The 21,267-nt window shown below is 40.9% G+C and carries 16 protein-coding genes and 1 pseudogene; 8 read left to right on the plus strand and 9 right to left on the minus strand.

Features of this window, described 5'->3' with window-relative positions:
• The first annotated feature begins 80 nt into the window (after positions 1-80).
• From AACU32_RS18235 to AACU32_RS18245, 3 genes are all read left to right on the plus strand, one after another.
• The gene (locus AACU32_RS18235) at positions 81-3,815 is read left to right on the plus strand and encodes a CHAT domain-containing tetratricopeptide repeat protein (protein WP_096602024.1); all 3,735 of its coding nucleotides are present in this window, start codon (positions 81-83) and stop codon (positions 3,813-3,815) included.
• Positions 3,816-4,078: 263 nt separating this feature from the next.
• Positions 4,079-7,693, plus strand: coding sequence for a CHAT domain-containing tetratricopeptide repeat protein (locus AACU32_RS18240; protein WP_096602026.1), 3,615 nt, complete (start codon positions 4,079-4,081; stop codon positions 7,691-7,693).
• Positions 7,694-8,117: 424 nt separating this feature from the next.
• Positions 8,118-9,494, plus strand: coding sequence for an ATP-binding protein (locus AACU32_RS18245; RefSeq protein ID WP_339378046.1), 1,377 nt, complete (start codon positions 8,118-8,120; stop codon positions 9,492-9,494).
• Positions 9,495-9,807: 313 nt separating this feature from the next.
• On the opposite strand, the gene AACU32_RS18250 is transcribed toward AACU32_RS18245, so the two are convergent.
• The 3 genes from AACU32_RS18250 to AACU32_RS18260 all read right to left on the minus strand — a co-directional run bounded on the left by AACU32_RS18250 (position 9,808) and on the right by AACU32_RS18260 (position 12,303).
• The gene (locus tag AACU32_RS18250) at positions 9,808-10,842 is read right to left on the minus strand and encodes an AI-2E family transporter (RefSeq protein ID WP_445223228.1); all 1,035 of its coding nucleotides are present in this window, start codon (positions 10,840-10,842) and stop codon (positions 9,808-9,810) included.
• Between the two features lie 139 nt (positions 10,843-10,981).
• Positions 10,982-11,410, minus strand: a complete 429-nt coding sequence (locus tag AACU32_RS18255; RefSeq protein WP_096602032.1) for an NUDIX hydrolase — start codon at positions 11,408-11,410, stop codon at positions 10,982-10,984.
• Between the two features lie 488 nt (positions 11,411-11,898).
• Positions 11,899-12,303, minus strand: a complete 405-nt coding sequence (locus AACU32_RS18260) for a hypothetical protein (RefSeq protein ID WP_096602034.1) — start codon at positions 12,301-12,303, stop codon at positions 11,899-11,901.
• Between the two features lie 267 nt (positions 12,304-12,570).
• On the opposite strand from AACU32_RS18260, the gene folD reads away from it, so the two are divergent.
• From folD to AACU32_RS18275, 3 genes are all read left to right on the plus strand, one after another.
• Complete coding sequence (gene folD, locus AACU32_RS18265; RefSeq protein WP_096602037.1) at positions 12,571-13,461, plus strand: bifunctional methylenetetrahydrofolate dehydrogenase/methenyltetrahydrofolate cyclohydrolase FolD; 891 nt, start codon at positions 12,571-12,573, stop codon at positions 13,459-13,461.
• 118 nt (positions 13,462-13,579) lie between these two features.
• A complete protein-coding gene (gene crtE, locus AACU32_RS18270; RefSeq protein WP_096602040.1) occupies positions 13,580-14,509 on the plus strand; it encodes a geranylgeranyl diphosphate synthase CrtE in 930 nt (309 codons plus the stop codon).
• A gap of 146 nt (positions 14,510-14,655) precedes the next feature.
• Positions 14,656-15,123 carry a divergent PAP2 family protein gene (locus AACU32_RS18275; protein ID WP_096602043.1) on the plus strand — a complete coding sequence of 156 codons (468 nt, stop codon included), beginning with the start codon at positions 14,656-14,658 and terminating at the stop codon, positions 15,121-15,123.
• A 121-nt stretch (positions 15,124-15,244) separates the two neighbouring features.
• On the opposite strand, the gene AACU32_RS18280 is transcribed toward AACU32_RS18275, so the two are convergent.
• From AACU32_RS18280 to AACU32_RS18295, 4 genes are all read right to left on the minus strand, one after another.
• Positions 15,245-15,886 (minus strand): hypothetical protein, encoded by a 642-nt coding sequence (locus AACU32_RS18280; protein WP_096608064.1) that lies wholly within the window; start codon positions 15,884-15,886, stop codon positions 15,245-15,247.
• A 182-nt stretch (positions 15,887-16,068) separates the two neighbouring features.
• On the minus strand, positions 16,069-16,398 hold the full coding sequence (locus tag AACU32_RS18285) for an MgPME-cyclase complex family protein (protein ID WP_096608065.1): 330 nt from the start codon (positions 16,396-16,398) through the stop codon (positions 16,069-16,071).
• Between the two features lie 63 nt (positions 16,399-16,461).
• Entirely contained in the window at positions 16,462-17,178 is a 717-nt protein-coding gene (locus AACU32_RS18290; protein ID WP_096602046.1) for a SnoaL-like polyketide cyclase, read from the minus strand.
• A 179-nt stretch (positions 17,179-17,357) separates the two neighbouring features.
• Complete coding sequence (locus AACU32_RS18295; RefSeq protein WP_096608066.1) at positions 17,358-18,080, minus strand: pyridoxine 5'-phosphate synthase; 723 nt, start codon at positions 18,078-18,080, stop codon at positions 17,358-17,360.
• Between the two features lie 134 nt (positions 18,081-18,214).
• Between AACU32_RS18295 and AACU32_RS18300 the strand changes: the two are divergent.
• Positions 18,215-18,736 (plus strand): annotated as a pseudogene (locus AACU32_RS18300) (Uma2 family endonuclease); the annotation flags it as partial.
• Here AACU32_RS18300 and AACU32_RS18305 read toward each other — a convergent pair.
• Positions 18,723-18,980 (minus strand): hypothetical protein, encoded by a 258-nt coding sequence (locus tag AACU32_RS18305; RefSeq protein WP_339378048.1) that lies wholly within the window; start codon positions 18,978-18,980, stop codon positions 18,723-18,725. The pseudogene AACU32_RS18300 and the gene AACU32_RS18305 sit on opposite strands and share 14 nt — an antisense overlap.
• A gap of 427 nt (positions 18,981-19,407) precedes the next feature.
• Positions 19,408-20,190, minus strand: a complete 783-nt coding sequence (locus tag AACU32_RS18310; RefSeq protein ID WP_096602049.1) for an ABC transporter permease — start codon at positions 20,188-20,190, stop codon at positions 19,408-19,410.
• Between the two features lie 149 nt (positions 20,191-20,339).
• Here AACU32_RS18310 and AACU32_RS18315 point away from each other — a divergent pair, with 149 nt between their 5' ends.
• A complete protein-coding gene (locus AACU32_RS18315) occupies positions 20,340-20,945 on the plus strand; it encodes a DedA family protein (RefSeq protein ID WP_096602052.1) in 606 nt (201 codons plus the stop codon).
• Positions 20,946-21,267 lie beyond the last annotated feature (322 nt).

Below are 21,267 nucleotides of genomic sequence, written 5' to 3' on the forward strand. Positions count from 1 at the left end.
CTTAAAGTTTCTGTAAACCTGCATACCCCCACACCGCCGAGAACTATATTGATTTGTAGCAAAAATCAGTATAAATCCTCATGAAAAAGCATAAAAAACTTCCTGCATTGGCTTCTCGCGCTGCGGCTTTATTTTTCGCCCTGCTTTTATTATCCGAGTCAACAGCCGCCAATGTGGGGAGTTATGGGGTAAAAATTGCCCAGCAACCAGCGCCTACGCCGTCAGTTCCCTTGAATGCGGAGCAACAAAAGTTATACCAGCAGGGTGTAAAGCTAGTTGAAGAAGCAGAGGAGTTAGAGAAGAAAGAGACTAGAGAAGCATCTGAACAAGCGATAAATAAATCTCAACAAGCTTTGAAAATTGCCCAAAAACTAGGACTGAGAGAAGAAGAAGTTAATATATTAGCCTATATTGCTAATTTATATAATTTTATTGATGAGTACAAAACCGCCATAGAGTATCTGCAACAAGCATTAAAAATCTCACGCGAACTAAAAAAAACACTGATTGAAGCAAGTTTACTGGCTTCTATTGGCATTAATTACAATAACATAAACGAGCCAAAAGAAGGGCTTACCTACTTAGAAAAAGCCAAGTCAATATTTTTAGCAAACCAAGAATATCGTCGTTTAGCTAGCACTTTTAACAGTATTGCTACTATTCACATGAAACTAGGTGATACTAAAAAAGCTTTAAATTATCGAAATGAAGCATTAAAACTCTATCGTGAACCGTTAAAAGATTTGGCAGGAGAAGCCTATACTCTTTGGCGTATAGGTGCGATTTATTCATTATCAGGTGAACCTAAAACAGCTCTTGATTATTATGAACAGGCTTTAAAAATTCAGCGTCAAAGAAATGATTTTAAAGCAGAAATAGAAATTATTCGTGACATTGCAGCCCTACAAGATAAATTGGGTAATGCAAAAAATGCAGTGGAATCTTTAAAAGAAGCATTAAAACTACAACAACAGGCAGGTTTTAATTTATCAGATCAAGCTAACACGATTGCTGATATAGGGGAAATTTATGCTGGACAAGCAGATTATCGCACAGCAATTGATTACTATCAACAAGCAGGAAAACTTTTTCAGCAAGCGGGAAACACCCGGATGCTATCTAGGACTTTCGTGATGATTGCTAATGTTCACAAAAATTTTTCAGGTAATTATGAAAAAGCACTGGAATTTGTAGACAAGGCGCTAGAGCTTCAAATTGATGATAAAGATAACTACGCATTTACTCTAGGACAAAAAGCTGATATCCATTTATCACAGGCTAATTATCAAAAGGCACTGGATGAATATAATAAAACTTTAGAACTTCAACGTTCTATACCAAATCCTAGGGATGAAGCTCGTATACTTCGTGATATTGCATATGTTTATAGAAATTTAGGAGATTATAAGTTAAGTCTTGAAACTTACAACAAAGCACTAGATATTTATAAGCTTACACCCAATAAAACGGCAGAAATTAGAACTTTAAACTCTATCGCCAGCCTTTACGAATGGCAAGACAAGTACAATGAGGCACTTCAATATTATCAAAAAGCACTATCTTTATTAAACAAAGATGATTATCAATCTGAAATCCAAGTAATTTGGGGTATGACGAAAATATACACATCATTAAAGGATTATCCCAAAGCATTAGAACTAGCTAATCGTGCATTAAAATTATCTAAAGAAAAATCTTATTATGAGGAATTTTCTCTTTATGCATTAGCAACAGTATATCGTGCCAAAGGGGATTATCAAAAGTCATTAGATATATCTCATAACCTTTTAGCGCATTATCGCAAAGCCGGATTGCGTATTTGGGAAGCTCAAATGTTAGGTGACATGAGCGTAACTTATGAACTACAGAAAAATTATCGACAAGCCATAAATATTTTGAATGAAGAATTGAAAATACGGCGAGAGTTAAAAGACAGTAAAGCAGAAGCAGATGCACTGTATGGTATTGCTGTTAACCAACGCAAACTAGGAAACCTCAACGCCGCACTTCCCAACATCGAAGCAGCAATTGAAATCATCGAAAATATCCGCAGCAACGTCAAAAACTCAGATTTGCGTACTTCCTACTTCGCTACAGTCCAAAATTACTATAAATTCCAAATCGATTTATTGATGGAACTGCACAAAAAAGAACCATCAAAAGGATACGATGCCCAAGCAATTCAAACAAGCGATCGCTCTCGCGCTAGAGGATTAGTAGAACTCTTAACCGAAGCCCGCGCCAATATCCGCAAAGGTGCAAACCCCGAACTTTTAGCCGAAGAACGCCGCATACAAGCTTTAATTGATGGTAAGGAAAAAGTCAGGTTTGAAATAGTTAACAGCGATAAAATTCAAAACCCCATTTTTAAAGCCAATGCTGAGAAATTACAAGCAGAAATCGATGAACTCCTCAGTCAACAAAAGCAACTAGAAACAAAAATCCGCGAAACTAGCCCACAATACGCTAACCTCAAGTATCCCCAACCCCTGACTTTACCGCAAATTCAGCAACAACTCGATAAAGATACCCTGCTGTTACAATATTCCTTGGGTAATGAACGCAGCTTTCTGTGGGTAGTTTCTCCCAATTCTCTCGATACTTACGAACTTCCCAAAAAAGCAGAGATAGAAAAAAGCGCTATCAATTTATTTTGCCTGATTAGTAAATACAGTTCTAAACCGCCTTCTGCAACTAATAAAGAAAATCCCTGCGCTGGTATCAAAAATCGCCAGATAGATATCGCCGCCAAAGAACTCAGTCAACAGATTCTCGCACCTGTGAAAGATAAATTAGGCAAAAAACGCTTAGTCATTGTCGCGGATGGTGCATTGCAATATATTCCCTTTGCAGCCTTGGCTGATTTAAACTCTCAACCGAATTCTACACCACAGGAAGTGAAAGACAAACCAAAAGATGTTGTCTGTTCTAATGCAGGTGGTATTCGTGTCTGTTCATCAGCCGAACCGGAGAATTTGAATTACCAGCCTTTATTAGTAAACCACGAAATTGTTAGTTTACCATCCGCAAGTGCGATCGCAATTCAACGTCAAGAACTCGCCAAACGTCCACCCGCACCCCAAGCCTTAGCTATCCTCGCAGACCCAGTATACAACGCTAACGATGAGCGAATTACCACCGCCCAAAATAAACAACTGCAAAAGCAAAATAACCTTGACTTAGAGCTAGAACGTTCTGAACTCAGGCGTTCTGCTGATATTCTCAATCGTGATATTTGGCCGCGACTTTTCGGTACACGCACAGAAGCTAAGACAATTTTTAACCTAGTACCGAAATCTCAAGGCGTGCAACTCTTAGATTTTGCCGCAAATTACACCGCAGCTACCAGCAGCAATCTCAAGCAATTCCAAATTTTACACTTTGCTACCCACGGCTTTGTGAATGATGCTAACCCAGAATTATCAGGGATTGTACTTTCTTTGGTAAACGAACAAGGTAAAGATATTCGCGGCTATCTACGGTTAGCAGACTTATTTAACCTCGATTATCCCGCAGATTTAATTGTTTTGAGTGCTTGCGAAACCGGCTTAGGTAAAGAAATTCAAGGCGAAGGCTTAGTAGGTTTAACCAGAGGATTAATGTATGCAGGTGCAGAGAGATTAGTAGTGTCCTTATGGCAAGTTAGCGATGAAGGCACATCTTTCTTTATGCAAGAATTTTACCAGCAAATGTGGCAGCAAAACAAAACGGCAAATCAAGCATTGCGGGCGGCGCAGTTAAAAATGTGGGAGCAAGAGAAATGGCGTAATCCCAATTATTGGGCGGCGTTTACCTTTTTGGGTGAATGGCGATAGTTCAAGTAGGGGCGGGTTCACAGATATGCTCAATTACCCACGAGAATATTGCTTAACCCGTCCCTACAGCTTTTGGGAAATGGGGGTTTCTTCTCTGCTAGCTTGATTTTTACCGTCAAAATCTCTGAAAATTTCTGTAAAAGTGCATACCTCCACAGCGTCTAGAAATATATTGATGTAAAAATGCGATCGCTACCTGGCTTTGAGAGTTAATCTCATTCCTCCAGAAATCTACGTAAATATGAAATTGAGAAAGTACAGCTATGCTTAAAAATTGTTCAAAATGGGGCAAATTTGTCCTGAAAACCGTTAACACCAAAACACCTCAAGCGCACCCTCTGGGATTAATCCTGTTGCTGTGTCTATCCTTGTGTTCAGAAAGCGTCAACGCCGATCCCAAACCGACACCTTCAACCCCACCCCCGCAACTCCCAACCCAAACCAACACCCCAGACAGCAACCGCGCAGCAGCCCAAAAAGCAGAAGCAGAAGCCGGACAATTAGGTAAACAGAAAGCACCCTTATTGAGCAAAATCATTCCTAAATGGGAAGAAGCCCTAAAATATTGGCGTTTAGCAGGCGATCGCAAAAAAGAAGCCCTAACCTTAAATCGAATTGCTGGCTTATACTTTCTTAGGGGTGATTATTCTAAAGCTTTGGAATATGTTGAGAAAGCCATACCTATTTGTCAAGCTTTAGGCGATCGCGAATGTGAAGGTGGAGTCACTACTTCACTTAGCTTGATCTATAAGCAAATAGGAGAATATCAAAAGGCGATTGACAACCTGCTGCAATATGCCTCACTGTACCCTGAAAGTTCAGCTATCGTTTATAGCTCAGTTGCACATATTTATGGTGAATTAGGTGAACAAAACAAAGCACTTGAGTATTACAACAAAGCTTTGGCTTTCTGGAAAGGAAAAGGTGATGTCATGCAACAAGCTGAATCACTCGATAAGATTGCTTTTTTTAACTTCACTTCAGGTGAAATCAACAAAAGCTTTGATTACATCAAGCAGGCTAATATTCTCGATCCTGAATTTAAGAGAAATAGAAAGCTATACGATCTGTTGTACGTTGGGTTAAACGCCGCAAGTTGTGAAGATAAATTAGCATCATTAAAAAAGCCTTCCCAACTCAAAAAACCCAAGAATACACCACAGCAATCAAAAACTCCTAATTCAGACGCAGCTACCAATAATCTTATTGAATTCTACAACCAACAAATCCAAAAATATCGCACACAAGAAATTCCTCCTGCTGAAGCGGAAGCCTTATCAGATCTTGGTAGTTGGCTTACCAGAATTGGAGATTATAGAAAAGCCCTGAAATTTCATCAACAAGCACTTACACTGCGGCAAAAGATGGGCGGTAAGCCAGAAGAAGCAAAGACACTAACCGATATTGCTAATATTTTAAACCAGCAAGGGAAAAAACAAGAAGCGATTAATAAACTCAATCAAGCCTTAGTCATTCAACGTCAGATTAAAGCTCGTCCAGATGAAGCTGATACTTTGATAACTATCGCTAATGTTTACTCATCTTTAGGCGCATATACCGAGAGTTTACATACTTATGAAAAAGCATTATCTATATGGCAAGATATTGGTAAACACAGCAGTGAAACTGATACTCTCATGTGGATGGGTGATGTTTATCGCAAGTTGCAAAATAATCCACAATCTCTGAATTATTACAACAAAGCATTAAAAGTCTCCACAGACACGGGAGACTGTAACAATGAAGCTTATTTACGAGAACGTATTAGTCAATATTACCTGGCGGTGGGAGATAATCAACAAGCAATTAGTTTTGCTAACCAGACTCTAAATTTATCTCATAATTTAGGGGTTGATGAGCAGAAATTATTATTTGAAGCGAGTACACTTAATATCCGCGCTCAAGTTGAGATAAAACAAGGAAATTATTCTCAAGCTCTAGAAGACTCTCAAAAAGCCAGAAAATCAGCCCAAGGATCTGGCTATAAGCAGACAGAAGGTTATGTAATGACTACAACGGCTGAAGCTTACGCCGCCCTCAAACAACCCGAAAAAGCCATTCAAACTTATGAAGAACAATTAACTCTCTATGGTGAAATGGGCTTACTTTCTCAACAAGCCCAAAGTCTCTACAATATCGCCAAATTACAACGCCAAAATAACGAACTTCAACAAGCTTTAACCAAGATAAATAAAGCAATCGAATTTATCGAAAACATCCGCAAAGAAGTTGCTAGTGAAGATTTAAAAACTTCCTTTTTTGCCACAGTACAAGATTATTATCAACTGAAAATTGATATCCTGATGGAACTGCACAAACAAGACCCATCAAAAGGATACAACGCCCTTGCCTTCGACACCAGCGAAAGCTCCCGCGCCCGCAGTCTGCTAGAACTCCTCACTGAAGCCCATGCAGATATCCGTAAAGGCGTAGATGCAAAACTCTTAGAAGAGGAACGTAGTCTACAGCAACAAATTGATGCTAGAAGGAAAATCCGGATTGAACTTTTATCAAGTAAAAAACCCCCAGAACAAGTAGATGAATTAAATAAAGAAATTGAGGAACTTTCAGAAAAATATCAGCAAGTCTTAGCTTCTATCCGCGCTAAAAGTCCAGGTTATGCAGCAATTACCCAACCCAAACTCCTGAAGAAACTCGCAGAAATTCAATCCTCAGTTCTTGATGACAACACTATTCTTTTACAATATTCCCTTGGTAAAGAACACAGTTATCTTTGGTTAGTGACAAAGACAGGAATGAAAAGTTATGAATTACCCAAAGGTGAAGATATTGAAACTGCTGCTAAGAAGTTTTATCAAAATATCAAAGGTGGCGGGGAATTATATTCACGAGGCGGAATTACAGTTCAACCTGGAACAAATGCTGAAAATCCTGAAAAAGTTGCCACTAAATTAAGTCAAATGTTGCTTCAGCCTGTAGCAGAAGAATTAGGAAATAAGCGATTGTTGATTGTGGCTGATGGCATTTTACAATACATTCCCTTTGCAGCATTGCCAAATCCAACCCAAACAAAATTACAACCGTTATTAGTAGAACATGAAATTGTCAATGCGCCTTCGGCTTCTACAATTGCGGTGGTGCGAAATGAAACTAAAAACCGCCATGTGGCTGGGAAAAAATTAGCTGTGTTGGCAGATCCGGTATTTAGTAAAGATGATAATCGCTTAAAGCTAAGTGTAGCTCAAGGTGGTCAAAATAGAGGAAAAAATTCCAATTCTCCTGAGTTAAATACTTTAGCACTGAGACGTTCAAGCTGTGATTCAAATCTTAGCTTTTCTCGCCTTGAAGGGACGCACACAGAAGCCACAAATATTTTGAGTTTAGTTCCCAAATCAGCAAGCAAATCAGCTTTTGATTTTGATGCTAATCGTACTACCGTAACGAATTCACAAATGAGTCAATACCAAATTGTCCACTTTGCAACTCACGGATTTTTCGATACTAACAATCCTAAGTGTTCTAGTGTAGTCCTGTCTTTGGTAGATTCAAAAGGAAATGCCGAAGATGGTTTTCTTCAAATTCAGGATATTTTCAACCTCAACTTACCAGCAGAATTAGTGGTGTTAAGTGCTTGTGAAACCGGACTTGGAGAACAAGTAAAAGGTGAAGGTTTAGTAGGATTAACAAGAGGATTTATGTATGCAGGTAGTCCAAGAGTTGCTGTCAGTTTATGGAGTGTAGACGACAAAGGAACAGCAGAATTAATGACGAAATTTTACACAAAAATGCTCAAAGAGAATTTACCACCTGTAGCGGCGCTAAGGGCTGCACAATTAGAAATGTGGCGCAGTCCCAATCCCAAATATTCTCGAACTGATGTCTGGGCGGCTTTTACCTTACAAGGTGAGTGGCGATGATGTCAACAGACAAAACCCACCGATCTGTGTTTCAAACTCTCAATTTTTCCTTAAACCTGCATACCCCCACAGCGTCTAGAAATATATTGATGTGAAAATGCGATCGCAAACTACCTCGCTCACAAATATGTGAGTTTTTCTGATAGTTCTTCAGAGCCTTCTCAGGTAATTTTGACCACGGTCTAAGCTTTGATTTTTAAATATTTTCTCTAATTTAAAGCATACATCGTTCTCTGAGATCAAGTAGGTAGCCCTACAGCGCATCCAACGTTTATCTAAATAGACAGTATTTTCCCAGCCATGTGAGATTGGCGAATTATGAGGGAAATATAAATTCATAACGTTTGATTAATTTTGCAATTATTACAGTACGTTACTTGCCGTGTCACTAGGAATATTATTTCAACAGTAAAGGATTGAAAGTATGCTGGCTATAGATACCATCAAAAATGGTAATGATCTGAATTTGCAATTAGAGTCAACTTTGCAAGAATTACCACTTTGGTCAGTTTACGTTGAAGTAGCTCATCCGGCCAAGGATCTAAATATACTGTTTGAGCAACAGCCTTTACTACCAGGAATCATTCTGACTTGTAATCAAGAATATGTAGGAATGATTTCTCGGCAAAGATTTTTTGAACACATGAGTCGCCCCTATAGTTTTGCACTCTTTGCCAAACGTCCTACCGAAAATCTCCTGAAATTTCTCGACTTAGAAGTGTGTATAATTTCTGAAGATACATCCATAGTCGAAGCAATTCAGCTAGCATTACAGCGTCCATCCCAATTAGCCTATGAGCCGATTTTAGTAAAAACTAAATTGGGTAATTATAAACTCTTAGATTTTCACCAATTACTTTTAGCCTACTCCCAAATTCAGGTATTAACACTGGCGCAACTAGAGCAAGTAGAAGAACAATCAAGAATAGCTAAAGCCGGCTTTCGTAACTTGAAGAATAACTATACAAGATTACTGCAAAATGATAAAATGGCAGCTTTAGGGCAACTTGTTGCGGGTATTGCCCACGAAATCAACAACCCTGTCAGCTTTATTGCCGGGAACTTAGTTCATGCGCTCAACTACAGTCAGGATTTACTTGATTTAGTCAGTCTCTACCAAAAGTATTATCCTGAACCAGCCGCAGAAATTCAAGATGCGATCGCTGATATTGAACTAGAATTTTTAAGAGATGATTTTCTGGATCTGCTCAAGTCGATGAAAGTAGGTACTGAACGTATCCACGAGATAGTTCTGGCTTTACGAAATTTCTCCCGTCTTGATGAATCCGAGAAAAAAACAGTTGATATCCATGAAGGGATTGATAGTACTTTACTACTATTACAAAGCCGCCTAGAAAATCAGCAAACAGGTCAACTAATTACCGTTGTTAAAGAGTATGAAAAACTCCCATTAGTCGAATGCTATCCTGGTCTACTCAATCAGGCATTCATGAATATTTTAGCCAATGCTATAGATGCTATTTTTAACAATTATGATTATTCAATTTTACCATCTTCCGAGCCAAAATCTCCCCTAATTCAGATTCGTACTGAATCTATAGATGATAACCATATAATTATTCGCATTGCCGATAATGGTTTGGGAATACCCAAAGATATGCAAAAGCGATTATTTGACCCTTTCTTCACTACTAAAAGCATTGGTAAAGGTACAGGATTAAGCTTATCTATCAGCTATCAAATTGTTGTCGATAAACATGGCGGTCAATTGCAATGTTTATCTGTTGTCGGAAAAGGCACTGAGTTTATTATTACAATTCCTATACACCTTGATTCGTGAATAGCAAATTAAACCTGTAGTTGTGCCCCTACGATTATCTATACCACACCCTGCGGGTTCAGCATGGAAATATTAACGCCTACTTATACCATTTCACGCTTAGGAGAAATACAAATAAAATACCTCTGCTTCTTCTGCTTCTTCTGCTCCCTAGTTGTATCAACCTTTAAGTGAAACGGTATTAAACCACATCTATTTTGAGAACCATAATTTTAAAAGTAGTGGGAGCATCTTGCTCCCTGCTGCTAGAGAAAGTAGTAGCGGGCTTTGGGTCCCGCACTACTCCAGATTTCAAAATGGACAAGGTTTACTACTAGTCTCCCACCTGAACAGGAGTTGAATGTTTGATATTGTCATTAGAGACAACTATTTGACTAAATGCGCCATCACGCCAACTATCTACAATATCTTTAATAAAACTGGCGATAGGTATAGCAATTAATAAACCTAAAACTCCGCCTAATTTAGCGCCTATTAATAAAGAAATTACAACCCATACAGGATTTAAGCCAGTCAAATTCCCCAAAATCCGAGGCGCAATAAAATTCGCATTAACTTGGTCAATGGCTACAGCTATACCTAATACTTCTACCCCTAACCAAATATTTTGTAAAGCCACCAAAAAACTGACTATAGCTATACCTATACCCGTACCAAATGGGAAGAGTGAGAAAAAACCAATACCAATGCCAAAAAGTAGAGCTAAGGGAACTTGTAGTGAGAAAAATGCTAATGTAATCGCCGACCCTAAGACAGCACCTAATGTGGCCTGACCAATAAAATAATTATGGAAATCCTCGCGCAATAATTCCCGCACTTTCGGGCCAATGTGCGGCGGTAACCACTGAAAAAGTCCATCCCAAAGGCGATCGCCATTTAATACCATGTAGACAGTTAGCACCACTGTCAACAGTACATTAACTACTACCCCAATCGTATCAAACGCAACAGAGAGAATTCTGCCAGTGAAGGATTGCAGTTGATTAGACAATCTTTCTAATACTTGAGTGGCTAAACCAGTTAAATTTACTGGTAGTTGTTGTGTCGCCGCCCAGTTTTGGAAAGCTTGGATTTGTTCACCCGCAGAATCAATCCAATAGGGGAGAATGTTAGCTAATTCATTGAGCTGTTCGATAATCAGCGGGACTAAGGTGATACCTAAACCCACTAAGATTACCACAGCCAAAAGTAACACTACCACAATAGCCAGGTTGCGTTGTACCCCACGTTCTTGCAGAAACTGAATAGGATAATTCAACACAAAAGCTAATAAGACAGCGGCGGCAAAAATACTTACTAGCGGTTGAAAATACTGCACAACCTGAAGTAATAGCCAACCGTTGAGAATGGCGACGGGAAACGCCAATCCGATACTTAACCATCGCGGTAGTTTGTTTACTGATTGCATTGGTAACTCCACAAAAGGGGGAACTGTTGACTGTTGACGGTTGATTGTTGACTGCTGACAACTGACAACTGACAACTAACTATTGACTATCAATAAAATCCAGCATGATTCGCTGATGCATCGGCCCTAAAGGTCTAATTTCACCAGCGTTTTGCGAATAACAGTTACCTTGGCGAATATCTTCCGGTGTCAACAAACCCATGTCCCAGCCTTCATTTAAAACCAGTTGATCTAAACTTACCAAGAGTGGTGCATGAAAGACATGACGGATCACTTTGTCATCCCAATAACAGGCAAATTCAGAGAAATTAGGGAAATCGTAGGCAATTTCTTCTAAAATTTCTCGCTTGACAGCAATATCTGGCGTTTCGCCCGACTCGATATGTCCACCAAACAGCGCCCAGTAACCAGGGTAGAGAATAGTAGGTATGTTATCCCGCAGTTGCATGAGAAACTTGTTTTGTTGGTAGAGAATTGCGATCGCAACCTCCACCTGTTGATTACTCATAAATTTTTATTTAGTAAATCGCGCCATCTTTAACAAAATCGGCTTATAAGTATGTTCGCATTACGTACATACTTATGCTAAATATAAAAACAACTAACATAGGTCTGCATGGTAGTGCATGGGCTGTTGACTGTTAGCCAGGTGTTTAGAGAAGTAGTCCTTGCACGTTGATGAACTCGCCCACCGTTTGCTAATTGGCATCCAAAAAACAAGAGTGCAAGATACCTTGTGGTATTCATGAAGGTTGGAGTACCAACCTTAGTCCGTGAAAACCAAACGGCACAAAGACAATTTATTGCCTGTGGAAGACGGGCGACTGCCTACTGAGGGAGTGTCAGACCATCACCGACTTTGGTGTCGGATATCTTTGTGATATATCTAACGTGGCAACTGCCAATGAAGTGGGAAACTCCGCATGACGAGTAAGACCGTCCTAAGTTTTGTCTTGGTTGGAAGCCCCAACTTGAGCGTTGCTTAGTTGGGGTACTTCACGAATCTTCTTCGAGATATATTTCTCCCAACTCTTTTCCCGCCAAGGGTATGCTTTGATACTTAATTTTGCCTTTAATGACAACTTGCTCTCCTTTTGCCAACTTATTTTGACTAGTAATAACCCAAATTTTGCCGGTTGAGTCATCGATTTGATAAGCCCACCGCTTCAAAAGCGGCACTTGCCTTTCTACCTTACCTTGAATGTAAACTTTAGCCTGATTGGTTTGTTCTGGCTTAATTTCCCGAATTGGGGTGATATTACTCCCTATACGGAAATTACCGACTGTAAAACCAGGTTGTGTTACCGTACCACAACTGCAAAGTCCTAATACCAGCAGTAACAACAATCCTAAGCGGTAGCGAATAATGCTGTGAGTTTGCGAAAATTTTTGTTTGGTCATTTGTTAATAGTCAGTTGTCAGTTGTCAGTTGTCATTTGTCATTTGTCCCCCTTGTCCTCTTTGTCCCCCTGCCCCCAGAAGATATTGGAGATGATGCAGTTAATCTGAGAAAATAAGGCAGCATGATTTTGCTGTTTGCACAACGCTACGCCATAAAATAGCAAGACCATCATAGTCAATAGCCAAGGTTTATTGATGACTGTTGACTCCGCTACAAACGGCTAGATGTTGGACTTTAGATTTAAGGCGAATTTGCTCTGAATTCTCATGGAAACAAAAACTGCCAAACTTCTTGATGGTAAAGCTTTAGCTGAAAAAATTCACCACACACTTTTAGAGCGTATTACAAATTTACAACCAGAAATCGGTCGTCCTCCTGGTTTAGCTGTATTGATGGTTGGTGATAATCCAGCGTCGGCTGCTTATGTGCGAAATAAGGAGCGAGCCTGCGCTAAGGTGGGTATTGCTTCCTTTGGTAAGCATTTCCCCACAGAAACTACCCAAGCAGAACTAGAAGATGTAATTGCGGCACTCAATCAAGATGAACAGGTAGATGGCATTCTGGTACAGTTACCTCTACCCAAACACTTAGATGCTGTTACCTTGCTAAATCAAATTGATCCCGACAAAGATGCTGACGGATTGCACCCAGTGAATTTGGGGCGACTGGTGCGCCAAGAAGCAGGTTTACGCAGTTGTACCCCCGCAGGTGTGATGCGGCTGTTGGCAGAATATAAAATTCCTTTACAGGGAAAACAAGCAGTGGTGGTAGGACGTAGTATTTTGGTAGGTAAACCAATGGCGTTGATGCTTCTAGAAGCTGATGCGACGGTGACCATTGCTCACTCGCGATCGCACGATTTAAAAGCCATCACCCAAAATGCCGATATTCTGATTGCAGCGGTCGGAATTCCGGGATTGATTACAGGAGAAATGGTGAAACCGGGCGCGGTTGTGGTAGATGTGGGGATGAATCGCGTCACCGATCCCAATGGCAAAAGTCGTTTAGTCGGCGATGTCGATTGGGAATCAACATCTGGCGTAGCAGAGTTTCTCACCCCAGTTCCTGGCGGTGTTGGTCCTATGACTGTCGCTATGTTGTTGCAAAATACATTTGCCAGCTATTTAAGGCGGCTAGGAATTAACAATGATGAATGATGAATTATGAGTGATGGTTCCTAATTCTTAACTCTTAATTACTCGCACTTTGAGTACCAAAGCCCCTTAAAATTGTGACGTATATGACAAAAATACCAAAATTTCAGGAATTTTAAGAATGGTAGCAACTGATAACTTTAAAAAAACGCCCCAGACAGCCACGTTTAACCTATCAGCTTATCTCAAAGAGCGACAACAGCTTTGCGAAACTGCTTTGGATCGGGCTATTCCCATCGTCTATCCCGAAAAAATTTATGAAGCAATGCGCTACTCTTTGTTAGCTGGTGGTAAGCGTGTACGTCCCATCCTTTGCCTTGCTACCTGTGAAATGACTGGCGGCACAATCGAAATGGCCATGCCGGCTGCTTGTGCTGTGGAAATGATCCATACTATGTCCTTGATTCACGATGACCTACCAGCGATGGATAATGACGATTACCGTCGGGGTAAGTTGACAAATCACAAGGTTTATGGTGAAGATGTAGCAATTTTAGCTGGTGATGGCTTGTTAGCTTTGGCTTTTGAGTTTGTTGCCACCCAGACACCCCTAGATGTGCCTAGAGATAGGGTATTGCAAGTCGTGGCGCGTCTCGGCAGGGCTTTAGGGGCTGCTGGTTTGGTTGGTGGTCAAGTGGTCGATTTAGAATCGGAAGGTAAATCGGATATTTCAGAGGAAACACTGAATTTTATTCACAATCACAAAACAGCCGCGCTTTTAGAAGCTTGTGTGGTTTGTGGCGGTATCTTAACTGGAGTATCCCCAGAAGATTTACAAAAACTGACTCGGTATGCTCAGAATATTGGTCTGGCATTCCAAATTGTCGATGATATTTTGGATATCACCGCAACCCAAGAACAATTAGGTAAAACGGCTGGGAAGGATTTGAAAGCCCAGAAAGTAACTTATCCCAGCCTGTGGGGAATTGAAGAATCCCGTACCAAAGCCCAACAGCTAATTGAAGCAGCTTGTGCAGAATTAGATTCCTTTGGAGACAAAGCACAACCATTAAAGGCGATCGCTCATTTTATTATCAGTCGCAATAACTAAGTCAACCCCTACGGGGAATTATCCCAATTTTGGATTCTGCCCACATCGTCGCCCGTAGGGTAACTTCTCATTGGTTTTTGAGTCGCATCTTGTAGTTTCCAAAAAAAATAACAGCTGCTAATATTTACTAACTTCCCCAAAATACCATGCAGGACATAGGCAACATCTTAGACAACCGGGTGCTGCTGGTTGCTCTGGTAGCTTGTTTAATTGCTCAATCTCTAAAGCTCGTCATCGAGCTAGTCAAAAATCGCAAACTGAATGTGCGTGTTCTAGTCACCACTGGAGGTATGCCAAGTGCCCACTCGGCTCTAGTTACATCTCTCGCCACCGGTGTCGGCCAAACTCTCGGCTGGGCATCTCCTGATTTTGCCCTGGCCACTGTTTTTGCCATCATTGTTATGTATGATGCCGCTGGAGTTCGCCAAGCCGCTGGGAAACAAGCTCGGATTCTCAATCAAATGATAGATGAATTATTTGATGACAAGCATGACTTTAGCCAAGACCGCCTCAAAGAATTGCTGGGACACACACCAGTTCAAGTTATAGCTGGTTCGGCTTTGGGCATAACCATCACTTGGTTAGCTAGGTCTTTCTTAGTCACTAGTCTTTGACGTAGAAGGCTGTAGCAATGAAAAAGCAGGGGTGGAGAGGAGCAGGGAGGCAAGGAGGACAAGGGAGACAAGAACTATTGCCTATTGCCTTCTTAACCAATGACAAATGACAAATACCTAATTACTGTGCCCGCACATTTGACCGCAGTAGGATTACCTTACGACTATCTACTAGATAGGCAACAAAGCCACGTTCGTTGAGCTTTTGTAATGTATTGTATGCTTCTTTTTGGTTAGTGGTATACACTGCCAGCAAGTAAGGGCGTTGTCCGTAGGAAGCAAATCCCACATCACCCCCGACTACTTGTTCTACATTAGATACAAGTTCTGGACGGTTGAAATAATCTACCAATACCGCATAACCTTCTCCCAGAGCTTGAGGATTATAGGTCACTGTTTGCGGTGGCGGTGTATCTGCGGGTTTAGTGGTGATAATGCCAGATAACCCGACAATATTGTTGATATATCTCGCCCATCGTTGAGCATCATCAATTTTGTAAAACCCCCCGATTCGCGTCACTGTATCTGATAAGTATTGGCAGGTAGAGCTTTTAATTTCAGCAGGTAGAGCATTGCGCAGCTGCTTCTGATTATCTGCTGTAGGACTAACTATCAATAACAGAAACTCACCAGGATTGGGCGGTTGACAAGCAGAAAGCGCTTGTTGAGCGGTAACAGAACTCATACAACTGATCAATCCGGCGATCGCTAATACTACAGCATGTGGTAAATTCGGAAATCTCTGCACAACAGTAAGAGACATAAAGAGGATTTTTTTAAAGATTTCATCAAGATAGATTTTGTTCCCCCAGGAGGCAGGGGAGCGGGGGAGCAGGGGGGGAGAAGGAGGACAAGGGAGTGTGGGGAGTGTGGGGAGTTTTCTTCCCAATGCCCAATGCCCCATGCCCCATGCCCAATGCCCCATGCCCCATGCCCATAAGTATATTATGATACGGTAGCTAGAGATGCTATGGGGTTAGAAATCGTATCAGAAGGTGCTGAAAATTCTCCCACGATCACATATTCTAAGCGCAGTTTTAGCCAGGTAATAAATTGCGCATTGGTAGAAATAATTGCCGCCGCAGGTTGGGGACAGTTGGCTTTAATCTCTGCCATTTCTGGTGCTTCTAAAAAAGCTGGCTGCTTCACCAACCAAAAATCAATTTCTTTTTCTTGTTCGTGATAGTGACGGGTACGTTCTTTGATAACCTCTTCGATGGGTTCTTCGTGTATTAAAAATTGTTGACTAGCCAAAACGTAATAGTATGTTTTCATTTTCATCCTGTGGTTGTTAATGATTAATTACCGGGTACAGTCTATATACTGTACCCTGAAAAATTAACTATTCTTGACTTTTTTAAACCAAGAAGCGAAGGGACAAGCACTGGCTTTGTTACTACTTGGCAGTTTACCGCCAGCTGTTAGTTTTTCTAAAAACAGCGTATTGTCAAAGTAGTGTTCCAAAGAAATTATCTGCAAGTCATCGGTAACTCTAGCAACGCTCGTGCCGATAATTTCTACTGTCTCTCCAGTTGGTGCATAGTCTTTGTATGCACCGTTAAAATGTCCCCAGTGTCGCCACTTGAATGTCACAGTTGGCGGGCCGGAGTACACTTCCAAAACCTCCCAAGGAAATCCTTGGGGAAATGTGGAATGGAAGATTTCACCTGAGGATTCAAAGCTTTCAGCCGAGGCTTTGTAATGCGCTGAATCAGCCATAAATAAATTGTAAGTACCTTGGGCTGATAAATCTGTAGCTGTGTATTCTTGACCTCCATTAGTACTTACACGAAACTTGTCATTCACAACAGATAACCACTGTTGTGGGTTAGTTTTGAAAGACACTTCCATCTCAAAGGTTCTTACCAGGTTTTGCACGATCGCTTCCAGGGTTCCCTCTAAGTGATTACGTGTACTTTCTTTCGCCAAATTCTCTTTAGACCGAGAATAATCAGGAGGTGTCTGATAGCGCCATTGGGCATCAGTACTTCCTTCAATAACTTTATCTCGATCCTGTACCCAAAGTGGCAGACTGTTAGATTGTGTTGCGCTCATAGAAGTCTTTGCTGAAGATTTTGCTCCCAAATTTCACAGATTACGCAGTTATTGACCCCTCTGAGCTTTTGCATTGTTAATCAGTTCACTGTTGGCGAAGATGACGCAAAGATGCTTAGACGCGGTGACGCGGAGAGTGCTACGACCAATATGAGTGGAATCTTTTCTCCGTGTCTAGTTCAAAGTTCTCCTCGGATTGCTTGTTTCATTTCCCGGACAGCTCTTTCTAAACCAACTAAAGCGGCGCGAGAGATGATGGTATGACCGATGTTGAGTTCTTCCATTCCGGGAAGACTAGCCACAGGATAAACATTCCAGTAGGTCAGACCATGACCAGCATTAACTCGCAATCCTGCTTGAATCGCTTGCTCGCACCCCTTAGCTAATACGGCTAACTCTTGCTTGCGACTAGTTTCATCGACAGCCTCAGCATATTGGCCAGTATGCAATTCAATGAACTTTGCTTGCACTTTGGCAGATGCTGCAATTTGTGACGGTTCGGCATCGATAAATAGACTAACTGGAATGCCAGCATTTTGCAATTTATCAACTATCTCCCCTATTTTAGCAATTTGCCCCACAATATCTAAACCACCTTCTGTTGTTACTTCCTCCCGTTTTTCTGGTACTAAAGTTACATAATCAGGTTTGACATCGAGAGCGATCGCTACCATTTCTTCAGTAGCGGCCATTTCTAAATTTAAGTGCGTTCTTACAGTTTGGCGTAAGATTCGCACATCCCTGTCTTGAATATGTCTTCTATCTTCCCGTAGATGCACCGTAATGCCATCCGCACCGCCTAATTCAGCCAGCACAGCCGCCGCTACGGGGTCAGGTTCCACCGTTCGCCGTGCTTGGCGGATGGTAGCGATATGGTCAATATTTACGCCAAGTGTAGACACCCCTAGTTTCTCCCGATCCACAGTCTTTAGGATCTTGATTTTACCGGAAATCTGGGTTAAGACTGCGGGTTTTTTAGTCAGCTTTGAGAGCATTAAGATGGAATTTTAAGGCTTCAAGAGAAAGGCGATCGCTCATGACTACTGAAAACAACCCAGCAGCGATATTGCAACCAACAGCCGTTGTGGACTGGGAACCCCCCATGCCACCTACAGATTTAATATTTGATGATGGTGAACCCTTGGAATCAAATCGCCACCGCATTGCGATGAATACCCTAATTCGGTCATTGCAGCAAGCTTGGGCTGACCGCAATGATTATTTTACTGGGGGAAATATGTTTATTTACTACAGCAGTACCCAAGTTCGTAACCGTGACTTTCGCGGGCCGGATTTTTTTGCTGTACTGAATGTTGACGGTAATAATTCTCGACAAGGATGGGTAGTGTGGGAAGAAAATGGTCGTTATCCTGATGTAATTGTGGAATTAATGTCACCATCTACCGCCGCAATCGACAAAGGTATCAAGAAAAATCTTTACGAACAAACTTTTCATACCTCAGATTACTTTGTTTATGACCCCTTTGACCCGAATTCTTTGCAGGGATGGCATTTAGATGATAATCAACAATACCAGCCTTTAACTAAGAGCGATCGCGCAAAACCCCCAACAGTTTCTTAAAATTGGCAAGGCTTACCTCTGCTCGCAACACTCCTACCAAAAAACCTCCAACAGACTTTGCGCCTTCGGGTATTTCTGTCACAGCTACGAGTTCTGCACTTTCTACATCTAAGTCTTTTATCTCTTCCAGGAGATTTCGTGCTTCCTGTTCCTGTTCCTCTGCATCCAAATCGGGATTGGCAAGAGCGATGGTCAGTTTGACTTTAGATTCAGAACTCATTTTGTATCCTTTCAGGTTTAAAGCAGTTGACTGTCAACAGTGATTTCCACGATATTTATATTGAAATCATATCTGCTATATAAAGTTCCTGAAGACTTTCTAAGATTTTGACAAATATTTGGAAAATTTAACTGGAAATTGCGATCAATAGGAGCGCTCTGGTCTGAGCGATCGCTCTAAAAAGTAAGTCAGAAACTTAGTTTACGAGTCGCAAAAGCTAGTTTACAAGTCGCAAAAGCTAGTTTACGAATCGCAAAACTTAATTGTACGAGTCGCAAAAGTTGATTTACGAGTCGCAAAAGTTAGTTTACAAGTCGCAAAAGTTGATTTACGAGTTGCAAAACTTAATTGTACGAATCGCAAAAGTTGATTTACGAGTTGCAAAACTTAATTTTTGACTTCGACTATTTGCGATCGCTTTTTGTCTCTAACTCGAAGCACTGGTATAAAAACGCAAGGCAAACCGCCAAAACCAGATGGAAACCAAAAATAGCCCTAATGCCAATACCACTGCACCTATGACCCAGGTAATCTGTCCCCGACCTAGCATGGCTTCCGCTGGAACTGTAGTTAAAAAAGCTACTGGTACTACGAAGGTAAAGAAAAAGCGGTAAGCAGTAGGGTAAGCGGCGATGGGATATCTTCCAGCTTCTAGTAAACCCCGTAGTACTTCGGTAACGTTGTAGATTTTCACAAACCAGATGCTTGTCGCGCCTAGCATAAACCACAGGCTATAAAGAATCACCAAACCCAACAATAAGGGAACTGCACTGGCTAGGTAGTTGTTGATACTCAAGCCAAGGCGTTTACCTGCATAGCCAATAATCGCAGTACCAAAAACTAAATCGGGTACTCCCCAAGGCGATATGGTGTGAGTAGATAGCCAAAACTGACTGCGGATAGGTTTAAGTAAAACAAAGTCTAAAGTACCTTCTTGCACATGGCGGACAATGCTATTCAAATTTGGGGCGAGAAAGGTAGAAGAAAAACCTTGTAAGAGTGTAAAAATGCCGAGAACAACTAAAGCTGCATTCCATGACCAGCCAGCAAAAGTGTAGCCAGTGCGATAAAACAAGAATAGCCCAAACAGGCTACCTGCGAGATTTCCCAAGCTGGTGATGGTAGCAACGATAAAGTTAACACGATATTCCATCTCAGCAGCGATCGCAGTACTCCAAAATAGTCTGAGGACTTTCCAATATCTCTGCATTTTGCACCCTTAACCCAAAATCTACTAGTTGTCATGAATACTTTGTCTAAAAAACAATATATTCACGTAATCTTAATATTAGTTTGCATTCCTCAAAATAGCCTAACGTTAAGATGTTGTATGTTTATGCGTAAAAGGTTCGATATTATATGCATTTGGATTTACCAGAACTAATTAAATCACTCGGCTATTTTGGTGTATGGGGAATTATATTTGCTGAGTCTGGCTTGCTGATTGGCTTTTTTCTACCTGGAGATAGCTTGCTGTTTACTGCTGGATTTGTCGCTTCTCAGCACTTACTCAACATTTGGGTGTTAATTTTTGGTGCGTTTGTTTGTGCAGTTCTTGGTGATAATGTAGGCTATGCTACTGGATTTAGATTTGGTAGAAAATTATTTAGTAAAGAAGATTCATGGTTATTTCATAAAAAACATATTGTGAAAACCCAAAATTTTTATGATAAACATGGGAAGAAAACAATTGTTTTAGCGCGGTTTGTACCGATTGTGCGAACTTTTGCCCCAATTGTTGCAGGTGTTGGTTCTATGCATTATCGGACATTTATGTCTTATAACTTAGTTGGTGGCTTTGTGTGGACATTTGGGATTACTTTGTTAGGATTCTTCTTAGGAAAATCTTTACCACCGGAACAAGTAGATAAATATTTATTACCGATTATTGGTTTGATTATTGTTGTTTCTTTGCTACCATCGATTTTTCATGTAATTCAAGAAACTAGAGCTAATAAAGAATGAAAATTTAAGTAGATTAACAGAAATAAGCTTATACCAATTCTTTATGAAGTTGCATAGAATTCGATCCCCCCTAGCCCCCCTTAAAAAAGGGGGGGAAAGAATTAAAGTCCCCCTTAAAAAGGGGAGCCACTGCGTTGCGGGGGTTCCCCCCGTTGTAGCAAGTGGCGTGGATTTAGGGGGATCATGATATGTGCAACTTCACATTAAATTGGTATTAACTATATTAATAAGGGGAAAGGGGTGAAGGGAAAAACCTTTAACATTTCCCCTTTCCCCTTTCTCCTTTTCCCAGCCCAAACTAAGCATTGTTTATGTAACAGAG

The sequence above is a fragment of the Calothrix sp. NIES-2100 genome, assembly GCF_963875285.1.
Taxonomy (GTDB): Bacteria; Cyanobacteriota; Cyanobacteriia; order Cyanobacteriales; family Nostocaceae; genus Aulosira.

Coding starts and splice junctions, on each gene's coding strand:
- AACU32_RS18235 (WP_096602024.1), top strand. CDS start 81: ATGAAAAAGCATAAAAAACTTCCTGCATTGGCTTCTCGCGCTGCGGCT.
- AACU32_RS18240 (WP_096602026.1), top strand. CDS start 4,079: ATGCTTAAAAATTGTTCAAAATGGGGCAAATTTGTCCTGAAAACCGTT.
- AACU32_RS18245 (WP_339378046.1), top strand. CDS start 8,118: ATGCTGGCTATAGATACCATCAAAAATGGTAATGATCTGAATTTGCAA.
- AACU32_RS18255 (WP_096602032.1), bottom strand. CDS start 11,410: ATGAGTAATCAACAGGTGGAGGTTGCGATCGCAATTCTCTACCAACAA.
- AACU32_RS18260 (WP_096602034.1), bottom strand. CDS start 12,303: ATGACCAAACAAAAATTTTCGCAAACTCACAGCATTATTCGCTACCGC.
- folD (WP_096602037.1), top strand. CDS start 12,571: ATGGAAACAAAAACTGCCAAACTTCTTGATGGTAAAGCTTTAGCTGAA.
- crtE (WP_096602040.1), top strand. CDS start 13,580: ATGGTAGCAACTGATAACTTTAAAAAAACGCCCCAGACAGCCACGTTT.
- AACU32_RS18275 (WP_096602043.1), top strand. CDS start 14,656: ATGCAGGACATAGGCAACATCTTAGACAACCGGGTGCTGCTGGTTGCT.
- AACU32_RS18280 (WP_096608064.1), bottom strand. CDS start 15,886: ATGTCTCTTACTGTTGTGCAGAGATTTCCGAATTTACCACATGCTGTA.
- AACU32_RS18285 (WP_096608065.1), bottom strand. CDS start 16,398: ATGAAAACATACTATTACGTTTTGGCTAGTCAACAATTTTTAATACAC.
- AACU32_RS18290 (WP_096602046.1), bottom strand. CDS start 17,178: ATGAGCGCAACACAATCTAACAGTCTGCCACTTTGGGTACAGGATCGA.
- AACU32_RS18305 (WP_339378048.1), bottom strand. CDS start 18,980: ATGAGTTCTGAATCTAAAGTCAAACTGACCATCGCTCTTGCCAATCCC.
- AACU32_RS18310 (WP_096602049.1), bottom strand. CDS start 20,190: ATGCAGAGATATTGGAAAGTCCTCAGACTATTTTGGAGTACTGCGATC.
- AACU32_RS18315 (WP_096602052.1), top strand. CDS start 20,340: ATGCATTTGGATTTACCAGAACTAATTAAATCACTCGGCTATTTTGGT.